The organism is Erwinia persicina (assembly GCF_014838825.1).
GTDB lineage: Bacteria > Pseudomonadota > Gammaproteobacteria > Enterobacterales > Enterobacteriaceae > Erwinia > Erwinia persicina_A.
The window spans coordinates 821,292-838,404 of the sequence record NZ_JACYMO010000001.1 but is presented as its reverse complement, the minus strand read 5'-3'; the positions used below and the strand labels follow the sequence as shown (position 1 = coordinate 838,404).

Here is a 17,113-nt window from a genome sequence, read left to right as displayed (position 1 = left end):
TCTGCTTATTTCTCCACTGATCAGGGCCGTCGTCTGACGGCCCTTGACGCCGGTATCCGCATGACACATCCCGATTTTGAACGCTATTACCAGCAGGTTCGCGGCAGGCAAAAGCGCGATACGCTGCTGTGGTCACTGACGCTGCTGGTGCTGTATCTCGCCTCCGGCCATCTGGCTGAATTTAATCTGCACACCATCTGGGTGTCGCTGCCGAACTTCTTTGATTATCTGGCCGAAACCGTGCCGGTCCTGCACGTTTCTCAGCTGTTTGCCGACAGCCATACGGAAGGTTCGTTTGCCTACTGGGGCTATCGCCTGCATATCCAGCTGCCGCTGATCTGGGAAACGCTGCAGCTGGCGCTGGCCGCCACGCTGGTGTCGGTGATGATTGCCGGCGTGCTGGCCTTTTTTGCCGCCAGCAACACGCAGACACCGCGCGGCGTCAGTTTCGCTATCCGCACCGCCGTGGCTTTTCTGCGCACCATGCCCGAACTGGCGTGGGCGGTAATGTTCGTGATGGCGTTTGGCATTGGGGTGATCCCCGGTTTCCTGGCGCTGGCGCTGCACACCGTAGGCAGCCTGACCAAGCTGTTTTATGAAGCTATTGAAAGCGCCTCCGACAGGCCGGTGCGCGGGCTGGCATCGTGCGGGGCGTCGTCGCTCCAGCGTATGCGCTTTGCCCTGTGGCCGCAGGTGAAGCCGGTCTTTCTCTCCTATGGTTTTATGCGCTTCGAGGTGAATTTCCGTCAGTCGACCATTCTCGGGCTGGTGGGGGCAGGGGGCATCGGCCAGGAGCTGATGACCAACATTAAACTCGACCGCTATGACCAGGTCAGCATGACGCTGATCCTGATTATTCTGGTGGTCTCGCTGCTGGATATGGTCTCCGGCCGGGTGCGTCGACGTGTGGTGGAAGGGAACCGGCTATGATGGGATTAATCGGCAGTGAAAAACTGGCAGGAATGAAACAGCAGCATCAGGCGCTGTTTGCCATCCAGCGGGCTTACCTGCGCCGCACCGGGCTGATTGCCGGGGCGATTGTGCTTTATTACGTGTTTTTCTTTACGCAGTTCGGTATCAGCTGGCAGCAGCTGACGATTGGCCTGGGCCAGCTGGCACACTATTTTATGCGCATGTTTGTCTGGCATGACGTGGCGAACTGGCCGTTTGCGTACTATTTCAGCCAGATTTTTATCACCATTGCGATTGTCTTCGCCGGGACACTCACCGCGACGCTGCTGGCACTGCCGCTCTCGTTCCTGGCGGCGCGTAACGTGATGTCATCACCGCTGCTGCGGCCTGTCGCGCTGGTGGTGCGCCGTCTGCTGGATATCCTGCGCGGCATTGATATGGCGATCTGGGGGCTGATTTTCGTCCGTGCCGTCGGCATGGGGCCGCTGGCCGGGGTGCTGGCGATTATCATGCAGGACATCGGGCTGCTGGGTAAACTCTATGCCGAAGGTCACGAGGCGGTGGAGCGTTCACCGGGTCGCGGGCTGAATGCGGTGGGGGCGAACAGCCTGCAGAAACACCGCTACGGCATTTTCACCCAGTCTTTCCCCAGCTTCCTCGCCCTCAGCCTGTATCAGATTGAATCGAATACGCGTTCCGCTGCGGTTCTGGGCTTTGTCGGGGCGGGCGGCATCGGGCTGGTCTATGCCGAAAATATGCGGCTGTGGAACTGGGATGTGGTGATGTTCATCACCCTGATCATGGTGGTGATTGTGATGATGATGGATTATATTTCCGCGAAGCTGCGTAAGCGCTACATCAGCGGGCAGCCGGTGCCGCTGTTTGGCCAGCAAACGAATCCGCCGTAAGCCCCCCGCAGGCCAGGGCGGGCCCGTCAGCGCAGTACGTTAACCGGGGGCGCGCAGATAGCGCAGGGTGGCATCAACCACCAGCTTCCGGTTACGCGTCAGGCTCTGCTGCCCGGTTTCACTGCCACCGAACAGCGCATTAAAGGTGTAGTGATTGGCGACATTATGAAAGCTGATACTGCTGATCAGGCGATGGACGTCGACAGTGGTGACGGCGGCATCAAACTCCCCGCTCTGCTTCCCCCTGATCAGCACGGCATCCAGCACGTCCAGCGCACTCTGGTTAAGCGCCTTAATTGTCTCTGACTGGCTGATATAGCGCCCGCGCATCAGGTTTTCACTACAGATCAGCCGCATAAAGTCAGGATGAGCCACGTGATAGTCGAAGCTGGCCTCGGCCAGCCGCGCGATGGCCTGGGTCGGCGACATATCGGCCAGGTTCAGTCCGCTCTCGTGCTGGCGGATCTCGCGATACACCAGGTGCAGAACCTCAATATACAGCTGCTCTTTATTACTGAAATGGTAGACCACCATGCGTTTAGTGGTCTGTGCCTCTTCAGCGATCTGTTCCATGCGCGCACCCTGCAGGCCGAACGCGGCAAAGGTGGTCAGGGCGCTGGCGAGGATGCGTTTTTTTAATCCTTCCGGATCGTTTTTGCGTCTGGCGGGGGCTGGCATAATGACTGAATACCCGTAATGCTGAGTGAAAACCGCGGCCAGAGTAGCGCCTGAAGCGCGGATTTTCAAACATCACGGCACAGAACACCTGTTGCGCTGAATCCGGGAGCTCGGAAGGCTTAAGGGATCACAGGGTCGAAAACCAGGGGTGGGTGCGGTCGGTGACGCTGGCGTGATGGTGCTTAATGCGCGCCGCCAGCTGGGCTTCTGTCGGCAGCGGGCGGCCGCGCAGCACCGCTTCGGCAGTGGCACCAAAGGTGATAATGCCGCGTGTCGCGATGTCAGCGGCTGCCACGTAGCCTGCCAGCCCCACCTGTTCGCCTCCGTGCTCGTCCGCTTTCTGGCGGCAGCGGACCAGTAATCCCTCCAGCGCCCGGTAAAGTTCACGCGCCTCGCCCAGCACCGGGATTTTCCCACTCGAATCATGCAAAACCTGCTCCAGGCGCTGAAAGACCGTCGCGTTATCACCGGCGCTGAACAGCGTTTCTAACGTCTGCTGCCAGTGGTGCCAGGTGCGGACGAACAGGGCGTTCTGCACCAGCGCCAGGCTGGCGTGCTGCCAGTGGAAATGCTCACTGAGCTGGTTGACGCGCTGCTGAAGCGCACAGAACTGGGCTTCACCGGACAGGTGGTCAGGGATCACCGGCGTGAGTTCCGCGATGAACTGCTCGACTTCTCTGGCGGTTTCAGCAGGGAGCACCGGCATAATTTTGCGCTGCTGCAGGAGCTTAAGCAGGCTGAGGTCATAAAACGCCGCACTCACGCGTTCTCCGGCCAGTAACGCCCGATTAACGGTATGTATCGCTTCGGCTGACGCTGCGCGGGAACGCTGTTCAAGCAGGGCGGCATGCAGCTGGCCGTAGGCAGGGGATGGGCTGAGTTCAGTATTCATCGTGCGCCTCACGGTAAAGAGGGCCGGGGCTGAGCCAGGCAGTGCCAGAGAGTATGGCAGAATCTCAGCCACTCATCAGGCCATTCTGGCCTTCTCTCGCCGCCACTGGGTGGGGGAGCAGTGAAAATGCTGTTGAAAGACTTTGGCAAACTGCATCTGGCTGGTGTAACCCAGTGAGTAAGCGATAATTTTTACCGGAAGGCTATGATCGGACAGTAGGGATGTTGCCACGTCCATACGCAGCAGGAGCAGATACTGTTTTGGCCCGTAGCCAAACTGCTGCTGGAACAGCCGGCTGAGATAGCTGCGGTCAATGTTGCAGTATTGCGCGACCTCGCCAATGCTCACGCTGCGGTGGTAGTGGCGTTCCATAAACTGAACGGCATTATCCAGATGTTTGTTACCGCTGCCTGCTTCTTCCTTCTGCGCGTGATGGACGTTGGCGATTAAGGCATCGAGGAACAGGCAGGTCAGCCCGGCAATTCTCAGCGAATGCACCGGGTCCTGTGCCACCAGCTGTTGCAGGCACTGCGCGGCGTCGTTCGCAGAAAGCGTATCTTTTGGCCGCCAGATCGGCATATCACGACGTAAACCGCATTTTTCCAGGCTTCTTATGGCAATCAGCCCGTCCAGTTCCAGCCACATATATTCCCAGGGCTGCTGCTTATCCGCCTTATAGGTGGTGATCTCGTGTGGATGGATAAGGAAGGCTTCCCCCTGGCGCACCGGCCAGCGCCGGTCACCGGCGAACAGTGTTCCGCCACCGCTTATCACATAATGAATAAGATAATGCTGGCGGACCGCCGGGCCGTAGCTGTGCTGACTGGCACAGACCTCATGACCATACTGATAAATGTTCAGTCCAAACTGGGCGATGTCGTGGGGGTGAATATCTTTCTGCATCACTTTTTCCTGTTTTTTATCAGCTTATTACAGCATTTATTTTCTTTCATGCTCAGCGCGGTAACGTCATTTTGTGATATCAAACGGCAATCATGACGGCCAGCGGCAGTATTTAGCGAGCCAGATCACAGTTCGATTCCGGCGTCATTTTTCACCATATCAATGTCAAAAAATGACATAGGCAGCTGGCCCCCCGCTGCCTAGAGTGAGGGCAACTTCACTTCACTGGTTAAAAGGGCACAACAATGAAAATTACCTTTCTTGGGGCGGGCAGTACGGTTTTTGCGAAAAACGTGCTGGGGGATATTCTGGCCACGCCGGCATTACAGCAGGTTGATATCGCGCTGTATGACATCGATGCCGAACGGCTAAATGACTCGTGGCTGATGCTGAATAACCTCAATGCGAATCTGTGCCAGGGCAAAGCGAAAATTGAAAAATTTGCCGGCGTTGAGCAGCGTCGCCGTGCGCTGGCGGGGGCCAGCTATGTGATTAACGCCGTTCAGGTCGGCGGTTACGATCCCTGCACCATCACCGATTTTGAGATCGCTAAAAAATATGGCCTGCGCCAGACCATCGCCGACACCCTCGGTATTGGGGGCATCTTCCGCGCGCTGCGCACCATCCCGGTGATGATGGACTTTGCCCGTGATATGGAAGCGGTCTGCCCGGACGCGTGGCTGCTGAACTACACCAACCCGATGGCCTCACTGACCGGCGCCATGCTGCAACACACCGGCATAAAAACCGTCGGCCTGTGTCACAGCGTGCAGGTGTGTGCCGAAACGCTGTTGAAGTCTGTGGATATGCCGACGGACGGGGTGAAATGGCAGATTGCCGGGATTAACCATATGGCGTGGCTGCTGAATATCACCCGCAATGGGGAAGATATTTACCCGGAGATCAAACGTCGCGCGCTGGCGCTGACCGATAAGCATGACGATATGGTACGGCATGAAATCATGCGCGTGTTTGGCTATTACGTCACCGAGTCCTCAGAGCACAATGCGGAATATATGCCGTACTGGATCAAGCGCAACTACCCTGAGCTGATCGAGCGATTCAATATTCCGCTGGATGAGTATCCGCGCCGCTGTATCGAACAGATTGATCGCTGGCACCAGCAGCGTGACAAGCTGACGCAGAACGAGAATCTGACCCACACCCGCAGCCATGAATATGCCTCGTGGATGATTGAAGCGATGGAGACCGACGTTCCCTACAAAATTGGCGGTAACGTACTGAATCACGGGTTGATCACCAACCTGCCGACCGAAGCCTGTGTGGAAGTGCCGTGCCTGGTGGACGGGCAGGGCGTGACGCCGTGCTTCGTGGGCGACCTGCCGCCGCAGCTGGCCGCGCTGAACCGCACCAATATCAATACTCAGCTGCTGACTATTGAGGCAGCCATCACCGGCAGGAAGGATCATATCTATCACGCCGCACTGCTCGACCCGCATACCTCCGCTGAACTGTCGATTGATGACACGGTGAAACTCTGTGATGAGCTGATTGCCGCCCACGGCGACTGGCTTCCGGCTTACCGCTAACGCTCTCTGGCGCAGGGCTCCTTTGCGGGGGCCCTGCATGATGACACTGGCAGGGACAGACAACGATGACAGTTTCAGTAAAAACAAAAATCAGCTACGGGCTGGGGGCTTTCGGTAAGGATTTTGCCATCGGCATTATCTATATGTATCTGATGTACTACTACACCGACGTGGTGGGTGTATCGGTGAGCATGGTGGCTTCGCTGTTCCTGGTCGCCCGTATTCTGGATGCTTTTTTTGACCCGGTCATGGGCTGGATTGTCGAGCGTACCCGGACGCGCTGGGGCAAGTTTAAACCCTGGATCCTGATCGGTACGCTGACGAACTCGGTGGTGCTGGTGTCGGTATTCTGTGCCCATCACTTTGAGGGCGGCGCGCTGATTGCCTGGATCTGGGCCACTTATCTGCTGTGGGGCTTTACCTATACCCTGATGGATGTGCCGTTCTGGTCGCTGGTGCCCTGCATCACCCTCGACAAGCGCGAACGTGAAGCGCTGATCCCGTGGCCGCGTTTCTTTGCCAGCCTGGCCGGTTATACCACCGGCGTCATCGGTCTGCCGCTGGTTAACTACCTGGGGGACGGCAATAAAGGGCAGGGATTTATGCTGTTTTCGCTGATCCTCGTGGTGTTCTTCATCCTGTCGGCCCTCATTACCCTGCGCAATATTGAAGAGAAATATTCCTCATCTGCCGTGCCGAATGCGCCAGAGCACACCACGATTAAAGCGGTGGTCAGTATGATTTTCCGCAACCGTCCGCTGTTTGCCCTGCTGTTGATGGCCCTGGCGTGGAACCTTGCGCACAACGTCATTACGGCGTTTGCCATCTATTACTTCACCTATGTGGTGGGCCGGGCGGAGCTGTTCCCCTGGTACATGATGTACGCCGGGATTGCCAACCTGATTGCCATTCTCTGCTTCCCGAAACTGGTTGCACGTTTCTCCCGCCGGGCGATCTGGATCAGCGCGTCGGTGCTGCCGGTAATGAGCTGCCTGCTGCTGCTGGCGGTGGGGATGTACGCACCGCAGAGCGCCACGCTGATCTCCCTGTCCGGGATCCTGGTGAATATTGGCGGCGCATTCTTCTGGGTAATGCTGGTCATTATGGTCGCGGACACCGTCGACTACGGGGATTATGCGCTGGGCGTGCGCATCGAAAGTATCGCCTTCTCGGTGCAGACGATGGTGGTCAAAGCCGGTGCGGCCTTTGCCGGGCTGCTGATCGGCGTCATGCTGGGGGTGGTGGGCTATGTGCCGGGCGTGCAGCAGTCGGCCAGCACGATTGTGGGAATGCAGGGGATCATGATCGGCGTACCGCTGCTGTTCTTTGTCCTGACGCTGTGGATCTATCTGCGCCACTACAAGCTGGATGGAGAAATCCTGCATGAGATGCAGCGGGCCTTACAGCATAAATACGGCGAAGGTGAGGGGGTGATGACGGCGCAGGTCAGGCCGCTGGAGAGTGACGCTGAGGGCAGATATGCCTCTGAGACGTTGAATCCGGGTCACCTCAAACCGTAGTGGACGTGTTTGAGGTAAGCCGGCCGCCACGCGACAGGACGTCGCGTGACGAGGCCCGCAGGGAGGCGGATTTGCCGATCCGGCGTGCTTAAACTGGCCTCAGACCTGAAGCCAGACTGTCAGCGACAAAAAAGACTGACACACCCAGGCGGTATCCCAATGCACACAGAATCCCCGTTAAATACGGGGAACTGTAACCATCGATTGCCAATTGTAATGTTATAAAGTAACAGTTATCATCCGCAGCGCGGGCTTCAGCCTGCGCTGTTCCGTTTCTCTGGATAAAGGATTGATAATCTGATGCACACTTTTTTACGCTCGCCGCTGCTGGCCCTGATGCTGGCAGCCATAGCCGCCCCGGCCAGCGCAGCCCCTGAGCGGGTTGCCGCGCTGGTGGCCCCCTTCGAAATCAAAGGGACTGACCCGACGCTCTCCGGCGATATCTTTCTGAAAATGTCGATTGTTGAAACCCTCGTCAGTGCTGATACCGCCGGGCAACCGCTGCCGGGCCTGGCGACAAGCTGGACAGTGTCTGACGACGGCCTGCTGTGGCGCTTTACGCTACGTCCTGACGTAAAGTTCCATGATGGCAGCGCGCTGACGGCAGAGAGCGTCGTCCATGCGCTGGACGTTTCGCGCAGCAAGCCTGGCCTGCTGGATAAAGCCCCGATTACCGCCATTCGTGCCGAAGAGGGAAAAGTGGTTATTGCCCTCAGCCAGCCGTTTACCCCATTGCTGAGTATGCTGGCGGAAAACCGCGCCCAGATCCTCGCCCCGGCTGCTTACGATGCGAAAAATAAAGTGGTACAGATTGTCGGCAGCGGCCCGTATCGCCTGACCTCACTGCAGGCACCGCAGAAACTGACGGTCACCCGTTTTCACGACTACTGGGGCAAAGCGCCTGCCATAGAACAGGCCAGCTATATGGCCGTAGGACGTGCGGAAACCCGGGCGCTGCTGGCGGAAAGCGGCAATGCCGATATGGTGCTGAACCTCGATCCTGCCAGCCGCAGCCGCCTGAAAAATAACCGCAATGTGCAGCTGCTGGCGGTCTCCATTCCGCGCAGCGTGCTGCTGAAGGTCAATGCGGGCCACCCGCTGCTGAAGGACGTACGCGTTCGTCAGGCGCTGAGTATGGCGCTGGATCGTGAAGGTATCGCCCGGGCGATCCTGCGTTACCCGGCGGCGGCCAGCCAGCTGTTTCCCCCGTCGGTGGCGCAGTGGCATAACGCCAGCCTGACCCCGCTGACGAGTCAGCCACAGCAGGCGAAGGCGCTGCTGGCAGAACTGGGCTGGACGCCGGGAGCCGGTGGCACGCTGCAGCGTAACGGCAAGCCGTTTTCCCTGACGCTGACCACCTATCCCGATCGCCCGGAGCTGCCGCTGATTGCCGCAGCCATCCAGCAGCAGCTGCGTGAGGTGGGCATACAGGTTGCGATCAACGCCACTAACGCCGGGGAAATTGCGGCTAAACATCATGACGGCACGCTGGAACTGGCCCTGGTGGCCCGTAACTTCGCGCTGACCCCGGATCCGCTGGGGACGTTGCTGCAGGACTATGCCCCACAGGGCGGGGACTGGGGGGCGATGAACTGGCACAACGCCACTTTTAACCAGACGCTGGCCGATCTGGTACAGGGCCGCGACCCGGCAAAAAGCCAGGCCGAACGCCAGCAGCTGACGCATATTCTGCAAACCGACCTGCCGGTTATTCCGGTGGCCTGGTATCAGCAGACCGCCGCGGTATCCCCACGCCTGAGCGGGGCTACTCTCGATCCGTTCGAACGTACCTTTGGGCTGGAAAAGATGGGGTGGGCTGAATGATACGGATACTGGGCTACCGCCTGCTGCAGGCCGGACTGGTGGCGCTGCTGGTCGGCGGCCTGACGTTTGTCCTGATGCGCTCGCTGCCGGGGGATATGGCTTACCGCATCGCCGCCGGGCGTTACGGCTACGATCGGGTGGATGCTGCCGCCGCCAGTGCGGTTCAGCAGGAGCTGGGGCTGGATCGCCCGGCCTGGCAGGCGCTGGCCGACTGGTTTGTGCAGCTGCTGCACTTCAACCCCGGTAACTCGCTGGTTTCCGGTGCGCCGGTGATGGAAGAGGTGGGTCATCAGCTGGGGCAGACCCTGCTGCTGGCGGCGGTGGCGCTGCTGCTGTCGCTGCTGCTCGGTCCGCCGCTGGGGATCCTCGCCGGACTGTCCCCCGGCGGCCGGCTTGACCGGATGCTGCTGGCCCTGTCCACCACGCTGCGCGCGCTGCCGCACTTTGTGCTCGGCCTGATTCTGGTACTGATTTTCGCCCTCGGCCTGCGCTGGCTGCCTGCGGCCGGGTATGGCAACGTGCAGCACGTGCTGCTGCCGGCGCTGACGCTGGCGCTCGGGCTGGCGGCGGTGTCCAGCCGGGTGGCGCGCAACGCCATGCGCCAGGTCACGGAGGCGGCCTGGTATACGTTTGGCCGCACCAAAGGGCTGAACGAACGCACGCTGTTCTGGCGTCACGGACTGCGCAACGTCAGCGTGCCGCTGGTGACCTACCTCAGCGTGCAGTTTATTTACCTGATCGAAGGGGTGATCGTGGTGGAAACCCTGTTTGCCTGGCCGGGCATTGGCCATGCGCTGGTACACGCCATTTTTGCCCGTGACGTGCCGATGATCCAGGGAACAGCCCTGGTGATGGGGCTGATGTTTGTCCTGCTCAATGCCCTGAGTGACGGGCTGTGTTACTGGCTGGATCCGCGAAGGAAGAACGCATGATGATGACGATAGTGCGCCGCAGTTCGCTGGCGCAACGCACCGGTGCGGCGCTGCTGCTGCTGCTGGTGATCTTTGCTTTTGTACTGCCGCTGCTGTGGCCGCAGGATCCGGTGCGCCAGAAGCTGATGCTGGCGCTGCAGTGGCCCAACCTCAGCGCGCCGTTTGGCTATGACCACCTGGGACGTTCGCTGTTTGCCCGCCTGACGGCGGCCATCCGCCTGTCGCTGGGGCTGGCGCTGGTTAGCGTGCTGAGTGCGATGATCCCCGGCATCCTGCTTGGAGTACTCGCCGCCTGGCGGGGGGGCGTGGTCGACCGGGGCGTGTCGCTGCTGGCCGATGCTTTTCTCGCGCTGCCGGGGCTGCTGCTGGTGCTGCTGCTCACCGCGCTGGTGCCGGACTCCGCCGTGATGCTGTATGTCGGTATTTCGCTGCTGCTGTGGGTTGAGTACTTCCGCATCAGCCGCGCCATTGCCCGGCCGGTGCTGAGTTCACCCGCTGTTCAGGCTTCGCGGCTGCTGGGACTCAGTCCGTGGCTGATCTTTCGCCGCCATCTGTGGCCGGAGATGGCCCCGGTGGTGCTGACCGTCGCGGCGTTTGGTGCGGCCAGTGCCGTAATGGCGATCGCCGCGCTCGGCTTTGTCAGCGTTGGCGTACGTCCACCCACCCCGGAGCTGGGGCTGATGATGACCGAACTGCTGCCGTACTACGAAGAGGCACCTTATGCGTTGTTGCAGCCGGTGGCCGTGGTCTTTTTACTGGTGTTAAGTCTGCTGCTGCTGGCAGGGAGGGAGAAATCATGATCCTGATGGATATTGACCAGGCGACGGTGACCGGCGGCGACCTGCCGGTGCAGCCGATCTCCTTCACCCTGCGGGCCGGACAGCCATTTACGCTGCTGGGAGAGACCGGGTCCGGTAAAAGCCTGCTGGCTCAGGCGGTGATCGGCACGCTGCCGCCGGGGCTGGAAGCCGGGGGCACCCTGCACTTTGCTGGCAGGGCGCACCCGCTGGCCAGCCGCCCGGCACGCGCACTCTGGGGCCATACCCTGGGGATCCTGCCGCAGGAACCCTGGCTGGCGCTTGACCCGACCATGCGGGCGGGGGAACAGGTGGCAGAGAGCTACCGTTTTCTGCGCGGCATGAAGAAGGGACCGGCGCGGGAAGCGGCGCGGGACGATCTGGCGGCGCTGGGCGTGGCCGGAGCGGCAGATCGCCTGCCACAGGCGCTGTCCGGCGGGATGGCCCAGCGCGTGGCCTTTGCCGCTGCACGTGCGGGGGGAGCGAACATTATCGTCGCCGATGAGCCAACCAAAGGGCTGGACGTGGCGCGGCGCGATGAGGTGATCGCGCTGCTGTTACAGGAAGTGCAGGCGGGCGGCGGGCTGCTGACCATTACCCATGATATTGAACTGGCGCGGCAGATTGGCGGCGAGGTGGCGGTGATGCTGCGCGGCGAGATTGTCGAGCGGGGGAGTGCAGAGCAGGTACTGACGCAGCCGCAGCACCCTTACACCCAGGCACTGCTGGCGGCCGATCCGTCCCGCTGGTCCGCCCACCGGCGGGCGGTGCCCACGCGGGAGGTGGTGCTGGAAGCCCATAACCTCAGCCTGCATCGCGGCGGACGTCAGCTGTTCAGCAACCAGTCACTGCGTATCCATGCGGGTGAGGTTATCGGTATTACCGGCCCCAGCGGCTGCGGCAAGAGCAGCTTCGGCGATATCCTGCTCGGCCTGCTTTCCGCCGACAGCGGGACGGTGGTGCGCGACCGCCAGATAGCGGCAGTGCGCTATCAGAAAATATTCCAGGATCCGCCTTCTGCCTTTGCCCCGCGCGTGACGCTGCGTCAGGCGCTGGGCGACGTGGTGAAACGGCACCGGCTGAACGGCGACCGCATTGCGCCGCTGATGGCGCGTCTGAAGCTGCGCCCGCTGCTGCTCGATCGCCACCCCGGCGAGATCTCCGGCGGTGAGCTGCAGCGTTTTGCCCTGCTGCGCGTGCTGTTGCTGGATCCGGTGTTTCTGTTTGCCGATGAGCCGACGTCACGGCTCGATCTGCTGACCCAGCAGCAGACCATTGAGCTGCTGGTGGAAGTGGCTGCGGGGCAAAACTGTGCGCTGCTGGTGGTCAGCCATGATCAGGCGCTGATTGACCACATCAGCCACCGGCGTATTCGCTTTGGTGAGGAGCATGCCCCTTCCATGCTGAGTCAGGAGGCCGCGATCGTATAATCTCAGGCAGACACCCCCCACCTCGGGTGCGGGGGTGTCTGTCACTCCGAAGATAAAACCGGGTTCTCTTTCATTTTTCCTTCCGTTCATTGTGGGCTATATTGGCAGCCAATCGACAATAATCCCTCTGTGACAGGTAACACCGGCAATGGCTCTGATCCCCAAAAACTACGCGCGGCTGGAAAGCGGCTACCGTGAAAAAGCCCTGAAAATTTATCCGTGGGTCTGCGGACGCTGCGCCCGCGAATTTGTTTATTCCAACCTGCGTGAATTAACGGTTCACCATATCGATCACGACCATACCAATAACCCGGAAGACGGCAGCAACTGGGAGCTGCTGTGCCTGTACTGCCACGATCACGAACACTCGAAGTACACCGAAGCTGACCAGTACGGCACCCGCGTGGTGGCGGGAGAGGACGCGCAGAACGACGTAGCAGCGGCAACCTACAATCCCTTTGCTGACTTACAGTCGCTGCTGAATAAGAAGAAATAGGCTGTCGGTGGAACCGGGCCGTGGCAAACGCGACGGGCCGGTTCTTTCAGGCCGGGACAGAGTTTTACAGCGCCCGGCCCAGAATCTCGCCAGGCAGACCGTCGAACTCCCTGAACTCCTGCGACGTGAAATGGTGATTGATGAGAATTTTTCTTGAGGCCAGATTCGCAGGATCGATGATGGCTATCAGGTGGGTTAACGCTGTAGCGTGGTGCGCCCGATCCATCAGCCACGCGGCAACCTGGCTGGCAATGCCTTTGCCCCAGTAATCCGGTAGCAGCATATACCCCAGCTCCGCGGTCCCGGGCGGGTCAGCAAGCGGCAACAGTTTACCCAGTCCGATGAAGTGGCCATCCTGCGCATCTGAAATCCTGAAATGCCCCAGCTCTGCGGATTCCGCATTGTCTTTTAACAGCTGGTCATAATCGCGGCGGGCTTCATCATGGGGGACAGCACGCTCGGTGATCATCGCCATCACCTGTGCATTGCTGACCAGCTTAAAATAGTCAGCAAAGTCCTGTTGACTGAATTTTTCTAAGACAATATTCAACGTTAGCCTCTTGTTTTTACAAAGCGTGAACGACAGGTAAAAGAGTATATCGGGTGAGCAGCGGTGTTTGAAGTCAACCAGGAAAGGGACTGGATAATTGCGCAGCGGCGGTAAACCCAGGGTGTACGCTATGAGCGGGGAGTGGACGTTCGAATAAAATTGCTTACGTGTGTACGACGTATAAATGACAGGCGGCCTCGCTGGAAAATGCCCTTGAATCTGGAGAAGAGTGTCTGAAGGTGCAGCAGCAGGTCGCTGCGGTACGAGGGCTAATAATGGGCTGATGAGCGAACGGCTGGAAGGGCCTATCCGGGAACCCTGATGAATGAAAGTGCTACGTGCAGGAAAGAAGCGAAGATCTGGAAGAGACTATGGCAGTTATTCGTTCTTATCTGAAATAAACAATCCGGTTCGCAGGCTCAATGATAATTAACGGGACAACTATGCTCTGGCTCATCTCCAAATATGCTATTACCGCCTTTATGGTGGTGCTGATTTCAGAAACGGCAAAGCGCAGCGATCGCCTGGGCGGCCTGCTGGCTGCCTTACCACTGGTCACTGTACTGGTGCTTGTCTGGATGAAACTCGAAGGGCAGACGCAGGAGAAGATCGCCGCTCATGCCTGGTACACTTTCTGGTATGTAGTTCCAACCTTACCAATGTTCATCCTGTTTCCTTTTCTTTATCAACGCATTGGCTTCTGGTTCACGCTATTAATCTCCTGCGCAGTTACGGTACTGCTCTTCGCGCTCTGGGCGCTGCTGCTGAAACGGTTTGGTATCATTCTTATCTAGGGGGAATTGGCGGCCCATTTGCCTGTAATGGTTGAGTCGCTGCTGTATTTGAATACACAAAGGAGTTTGCAATATCCCCTCCTGGCACAAAGCAAACGAGCTAAAGGTTCGCAGTGAGCGAATAGCGGACTTCTAAACAAAGCATATAAAGCTGCTGTGCTGAAGCGTTGTGGCGATGTGTTTTGCCATTCTGCCAGGTCTGGCTATATCTGCACTCATAATGACTTTCATGCCGGATGTCTGCGCTTCCACTCGGCGACAACCTCCGCCAGAGTTTTGCGCGTGTCATTTCGTATCCATGCCATAAAGTCGCGGTCGAAGCGAAAGCGTTCACCGCACTGTGCGATCATAAAGCGGCGGACGTTTTGCGTATTTTTATAGCCTGCATCCACCAGGGTTTCAGGGGTCAGCGCGGCGCTGTGCCAGTCAGTTTTCATGTTTGCCTGTTCCTGATAACGCGTCATCGTGATGACGTCACCGGCCCTTGTCTCTTCCGCGTCCAGCAGAGGCCCCGCTCAGTCAGCGCTTCAGCCATGATGCCAGAACCGCTCCTGCCTACCGATCATGAAGATGACTCATGCAGCGGTGAAATTAAATCACTTTTACTCATTCAGCGACTCTGTCATAAATAAGCCATGCAATAAGCTCTGGCCAGTATGAAGATGACTGAATAAGAAAACCAGAAAAATTAAAGTAAAAAACACTGAAAAAGCAAGAAATACCTTCAGGTTTTTATATCAGAAATCAGGACAAGCTAACGATGAATAATCAATTAAAATTTACGATTAAAAGCCTTACTTTTGACGAAAATTATAATCCCTCTGAAAATACGCGTATTACGACCAACTTTGCTAATTTGGCCAGAGGGGACAAGCGTCAGGACAATCTGCGCAATGCGCTGAAAATGATCGACGACCGTTTTAATACTCTCGCCTGTCAGGATAATCCACAGGGCGATCGTTATTCCGTTGAGCTGGAAATTATTTCTGTAGCCATGGATGTTGAAGGGAAAGGTATTCCCTTTCCGGTGATCGAAATACTGAAAAACCATATTGTGGACCATAAAACGGGCGAGCGTATTGAGGGTATCACCGGCAATAATTTCTCCTCTTACGTGCGTGATTATGACTTTAGCGTCGTTCTGTTAGAGCACAACAGGAACAGCACTGAATTCAGTACGCCCGACAATTTCGGTGACCTGCACGGTAACTTATTTAAAAGTTTCGTCAATTCGGATACCTATAAAAGCCATTTTTCTAAAGCACCGGTGATCTGTCTGAGTGTGTCGAGTAAAAATACCTATCACCGGACTGACTATCGCCATCCGGTACTGGGTGTGGAATATCAGCAAAATGCCCTGTCAATGACTGACCATTACTTCAATAAAATGGGTCTGCAGGCGCGTTATTTTATGCCGTCAGGTAGCGTTGCGCCGCTAGCCTTTTATTTTACCGGGGATTTGACCGGCGACTACACGGATCTGGAGCTGATCGGCACCATCAGCACGATGGAAACGTTCCAGAAGATCTACCGCCCGGAAATTTATAATGCGAATGCGGTGGCGGGGCAGGAATATCAGCCTGACCTGAATCAGCAGGATTATGTATTAACGAAAATTGTATACGATCGCGAAGAACGCAGCCAGCTGGCTATTGAGCAGGGTAAATATACTGAAGAACATTTTATCAAACCCTACCGTGCGCTTCTTGAGCAATGGTCTGCCCATTACGTTCTTTGATTAACTAAAAAATTAAGGTCACCTGTTATGAAAATTTTGTTACCGACATCGACGTCAGGCAGTCTGCCGAAACCGTCCTGGCTTGCACAGCCTGAGACACTCTGGTCACCCTGGAAACTGGAAGGGGACGAGCTGATCGACGGTAAACACGACGCACTGCGCCTGTGCCTGGAAGATCAGCGTCAGGCGGGTATCGATATCGTCAGTGACGGCGAACAGACGCGCCAGCATTTTGTGACCACCTTTATTGAGCACCTCAGCGGCGTAGATTTTGCGAAACGTGAAATCGTCAAAATTCGCAATCGCTATGATGCGAGCGTGCCGACCGTGGTCGGTGCTGTCAGCCGCCAGAAGCCGGTGTTCGTGGAAGACGCGAAATTTTTACGCCAGCAAACCAGCAAACCAATCAAATGGGCACTGCCAGGCCCGATGACCATGATCGACACGCTGTACGACAGCCACTATAAAAGCCGTGAAAAACTGGCCTGGGAATTCGCTAAAATTCTCAATCAGGAAGCCAGAGAATTAGAGGCGGCCGGTGTCGATATTATTCAGTTTGATGAGCCTGCGTTTAATGTGTTCTTTGACGAGGTGAATGACTGGGGTATTGCTGCCCTGGAACGGGCCATTGAAGGGCTTAAGTGTGAAACGGCGGTGCATATCTGCTACGGCTATGGCATCAAAGCCAATACCGACTGGAAAAAAACGCTGGGGTCAGAATGGCGGCAATATGAAGAAATTTTCCCTAAGCTGCAGACGTCTAACATCGATATCGTTTCTCTGGAGTGTCAGAACTCTCGCGTGCCGATGGATCTGATTGAACTGATCCGCGGTAAAAAAGTGATGGTCGGGGCGATTGATGTGGCAACTAATACCATTGAGACCCCGGAGGAAGTCGCGGAGACGCTGCGTAAGGCCCTGCAGTTTGTTGATGCCGACAAGCTTTATCCTTCGACCAACTGCGGAATGACCCCGTTATCCCGTCAGGTTGCCAGAGGTAAGTTGCAGGCGTTAAGCGCCGGCGCAGAGATCGTGCGCCGGGAACTGACGGCGAAATAACGCCATCAGATCGTCGCCATTCTGCATAACGATGTTGTAGCGCAGACCCTAAACCGCCTCGCAGAGGAGGCACGCGGCTCACTTGGTTAGGCAGCAGGGAAAGACCGATCGCGCTGATATTCAGCGCGAT

Annotated in this window: 18 protein-coding genes; 13 read left to right on the top strand and 5 right to left on the bottom strand. The window is 57.6% G+C overall.

What is annotated here, in order from left to right; all coding sequences use genetic code 11:
• Nucleotides 1-60 precede the first annotated feature (60 nt).
• Both phnE (IFU29_RS03895) and phnE (IFU29_RS03890) read left to right on the top strand, forming a co-directional pair.
• Nucleotides 61-930, top strand: coding sequence for a phosphonate ABC transporter, permease protein PhnE (gene phnE / locus IFU29_RS03895; RefSeq protein WP_062742657.1), 870 nt, complete (start codon nucleotides 61-63; stop codon nucleotides 928-930).
• Complete coding sequence (phnE, locus tag IFU29_RS03890; RefSeq protein WP_191932748.1) at nucleotides 927-1,820, top strand: phosphonate ABC transporter, permease protein PhnE; 894 nt, start codon at nucleotides 927-929, stop codon at nucleotides 1,818-1,820. Before phnE (IFU29_RS03895) ends, phnE (IFU29_RS03890) begins: the two co-directional genes overlap by 4 nt.
• Nucleotides 1,821-1,859: 39 nt before the next feature.
• On the opposite strand, the gene IFU29_RS03885 is transcribed toward phnE (IFU29_RS03890), so the two are convergent.
• The 3 genes from IFU29_RS03885 to IFU29_RS03875 all read right to left on the bottom strand — a co-directional run bounded on the left by IFU29_RS03885 (nucleotide 1,860) and on the right by IFU29_RS03875 (nucleotide 4,293).
• Nucleotides 1,860-2,498 carry a TetR/AcrR family transcriptional regulator gene (locus tag IFU29_RS03885; protein WP_191932747.1) on the bottom strand — a complete coding sequence of 213 codons (639 nt, stop codon included), beginning with the start codon at nucleotides 2,496-2,498 and terminating at the stop codon, nucleotides 1,860-1,862.
• 127 nt (nucleotides 2,499-2,625) lie between these two features.
• Nucleotides 2,626-3,390, bottom strand: a complete 765-nt coding sequence (locus IFU29_RS03880) for a hypothetical protein (protein WP_191932746.1) — start codon at nucleotides 3,388-3,390, stop codon at nucleotides 2,626-2,628.
• A 75-nt stretch (nucleotides 3,391-3,465) separates the two neighbouring features.
• Nucleotides 3,466-4,293, bottom strand: coding sequence for an AraC family transcriptional regulator (locus IFU29_RS03875; protein ID WP_191932745.1), 828 nt, complete (start codon nucleotides 4,291-4,293; stop codon nucleotides 3,466-3,468).
• A gap of 245 nt (nucleotides 4,294-4,538) precedes the next feature.
• Here IFU29_RS03875 and IFU29_RS03870 point away from each other — a divergent pair, with 245 nt between their 5' ends.
• The 7 genes from IFU29_RS03870 (at nucleotide 4,539) to yajD (ending at nucleotide 12,842) form a co-directional block, all read left to right on the top strand.
• Nucleotides 4,539-5,843, top strand: a complete 1,305-nt coding sequence (locus IFU29_RS03870) for an alpha-glucosidase/alpha-galactosidase (RefSeq protein WP_191932744.1) — start codon at nucleotides 4,539-4,541, stop codon at nucleotides 5,841-5,843.
• Between the two features lie 65 nt (nucleotides 5,844-5,908).
• Nucleotides 5,909-7,363 (top strand): melibiose:sodium transporter MelB, encoded by a 1,455-nt coding sequence (melB, locus tag IFU29_RS03865; RefSeq protein ID WP_137269295.1) that lies wholly within the window; start codon nucleotides 5,909-5,911, stop codon nucleotides 7,361-7,363.
• Nucleotides 7,364-7,663: 300 nt separating this feature from the next.
• Nucleotides 7,664-9,187, top strand: a complete 1,524-nt coding sequence (locus IFU29_RS03860) for an ABC transporter substrate-binding protein (protein ID WP_191932743.1) — start codon at nucleotides 7,664-7,666, stop codon at nucleotides 9,185-9,187.
• Complete coding sequence (locus IFU29_RS03855) at nucleotides 9,184-10,119, top strand: ABC transporter permease (protein WP_191932742.1); 936 nt, start codon at nucleotides 9,184-9,186, stop codon at nucleotides 10,117-10,119. Before IFU29_RS03860 ends, IFU29_RS03855 begins: the two co-directional genes overlap by 4 nt.
• The gene (locus IFU29_RS03850; protein ID WP_062743078.1) at nucleotides 10,119-10,919 is read left to right on the top strand and encodes an ABC transporter permease; all 801 of its coding nucleotides are present in this window, start codon (nucleotides 10,119-10,121) and stop codon (nucleotides 10,917-10,919) included. The genes IFU29_RS03855 and IFU29_RS03850 overlap by 1 nt, the downstream gene beginning before the upstream one ends.
• Nucleotides 10,916-12,346 (top strand): ABC transporter ATP-binding protein, encoded by a 1,431-nt coding sequence (locus IFU29_RS03845; RefSeq protein WP_191932741.1) that lies wholly within the window; start codon nucleotides 10,916-10,918, stop codon nucleotides 12,344-12,346. Before IFU29_RS03850 ends, IFU29_RS03845 begins: the two co-directional genes overlap by 4 nt.
• Before the next feature lie 148 nt (nucleotides 12,347-12,494).
• Entirely contained in the window at nucleotides 12,495-12,842 is a 348-nt protein-coding gene (gene yajD / locus IFU29_RS03840; RefSeq protein ID WP_062742647.1) for an HNH nuclease YajD, read from the top strand.
• A 64-nt stretch (nucleotides 12,843-12,906) separates the two neighbouring features.
• Here yajD and IFU29_RS03835 read toward each other — a convergent pair whose 3' ends face one another.
• On the bottom strand, nucleotides 12,907-13,392 hold the full coding sequence (locus tag IFU29_RS03835; protein WP_191932740.1) for a GNAT family N-acetyltransferase: 486 nt from the start codon (nucleotides 13,390-13,392) through the stop codon (nucleotides 12,907-12,909).
• Nucleotides 13,393-13,592: 200 nt separating this feature from the next.
• On the opposite strand from IFU29_RS03835, the gene IFU29_RS22765 reads away from it, so the two are divergent.
• Together IFU29_RS22765 and IFU29_RS03830 are read left to right on the top strand one after the other, a co-directional pair.
• Nucleotides 13,593-13,676, top strand: coding sequence for a hypothetical protein (locus tag IFU29_RS22765; protein ID WP_423244811.1), 84 nt, complete (start codon nucleotides 13,593-13,595; stop codon nucleotides 13,674-13,676).
• A 159-nt stretch (nucleotides 13,677-13,835) separates the two neighbouring features.
• Nucleotides 13,836-14,186, top strand: a complete 351-nt coding sequence (locus IFU29_RS03830) for a DUF3147 family protein (protein WP_191932739.1) — start codon at nucleotides 13,836-13,838, stop codon at nucleotides 14,184-14,186.
• Between the two features lie 227 nt (nucleotides 14,187-14,413).
• Here the strand turns inward: IFU29_RS03830 and IFU29_RS03825 are convergent, their stop codons facing one another.
• A complete protein-coding gene (locus tag IFU29_RS03825; protein WP_191932738.1) occupies nucleotides 14,414-14,623 on the bottom strand; it encodes a DUF6434 domain-containing protein in 210 nt (69 codons plus the stop codon).
• Nucleotides 14,624-14,946: 323 nt separating this feature from the next.
• Here IFU29_RS03825 and IFU29_RS03820 point away from each other — a divergent pair, with 323 nt between their 5' ends.
• Complete coding sequence (locus IFU29_RS03820) at nucleotides 14,947-15,924, top strand: DUF1852 domain-containing protein (protein WP_191932737.1); 978 nt, start codon at nucleotides 14,947-14,949, stop codon at nucleotides 15,922-15,924.
• Nucleotides 15,925-15,951: 27 nt separating this feature from the next.
• Nucleotides 15,952-16,983 carry a methionine synthase gene (locus IFU29_RS03815; RefSeq protein ID WP_191932736.1) on the top strand — a complete coding sequence of 344 codons (1,032 nt, stop codon included), beginning with the start codon at nucleotides 15,952-15,954 and terminating at the stop codon, nucleotides 16,981-16,983.
• Nucleotides 16,984-17,113: the final 130 nt, after the last annotated feature.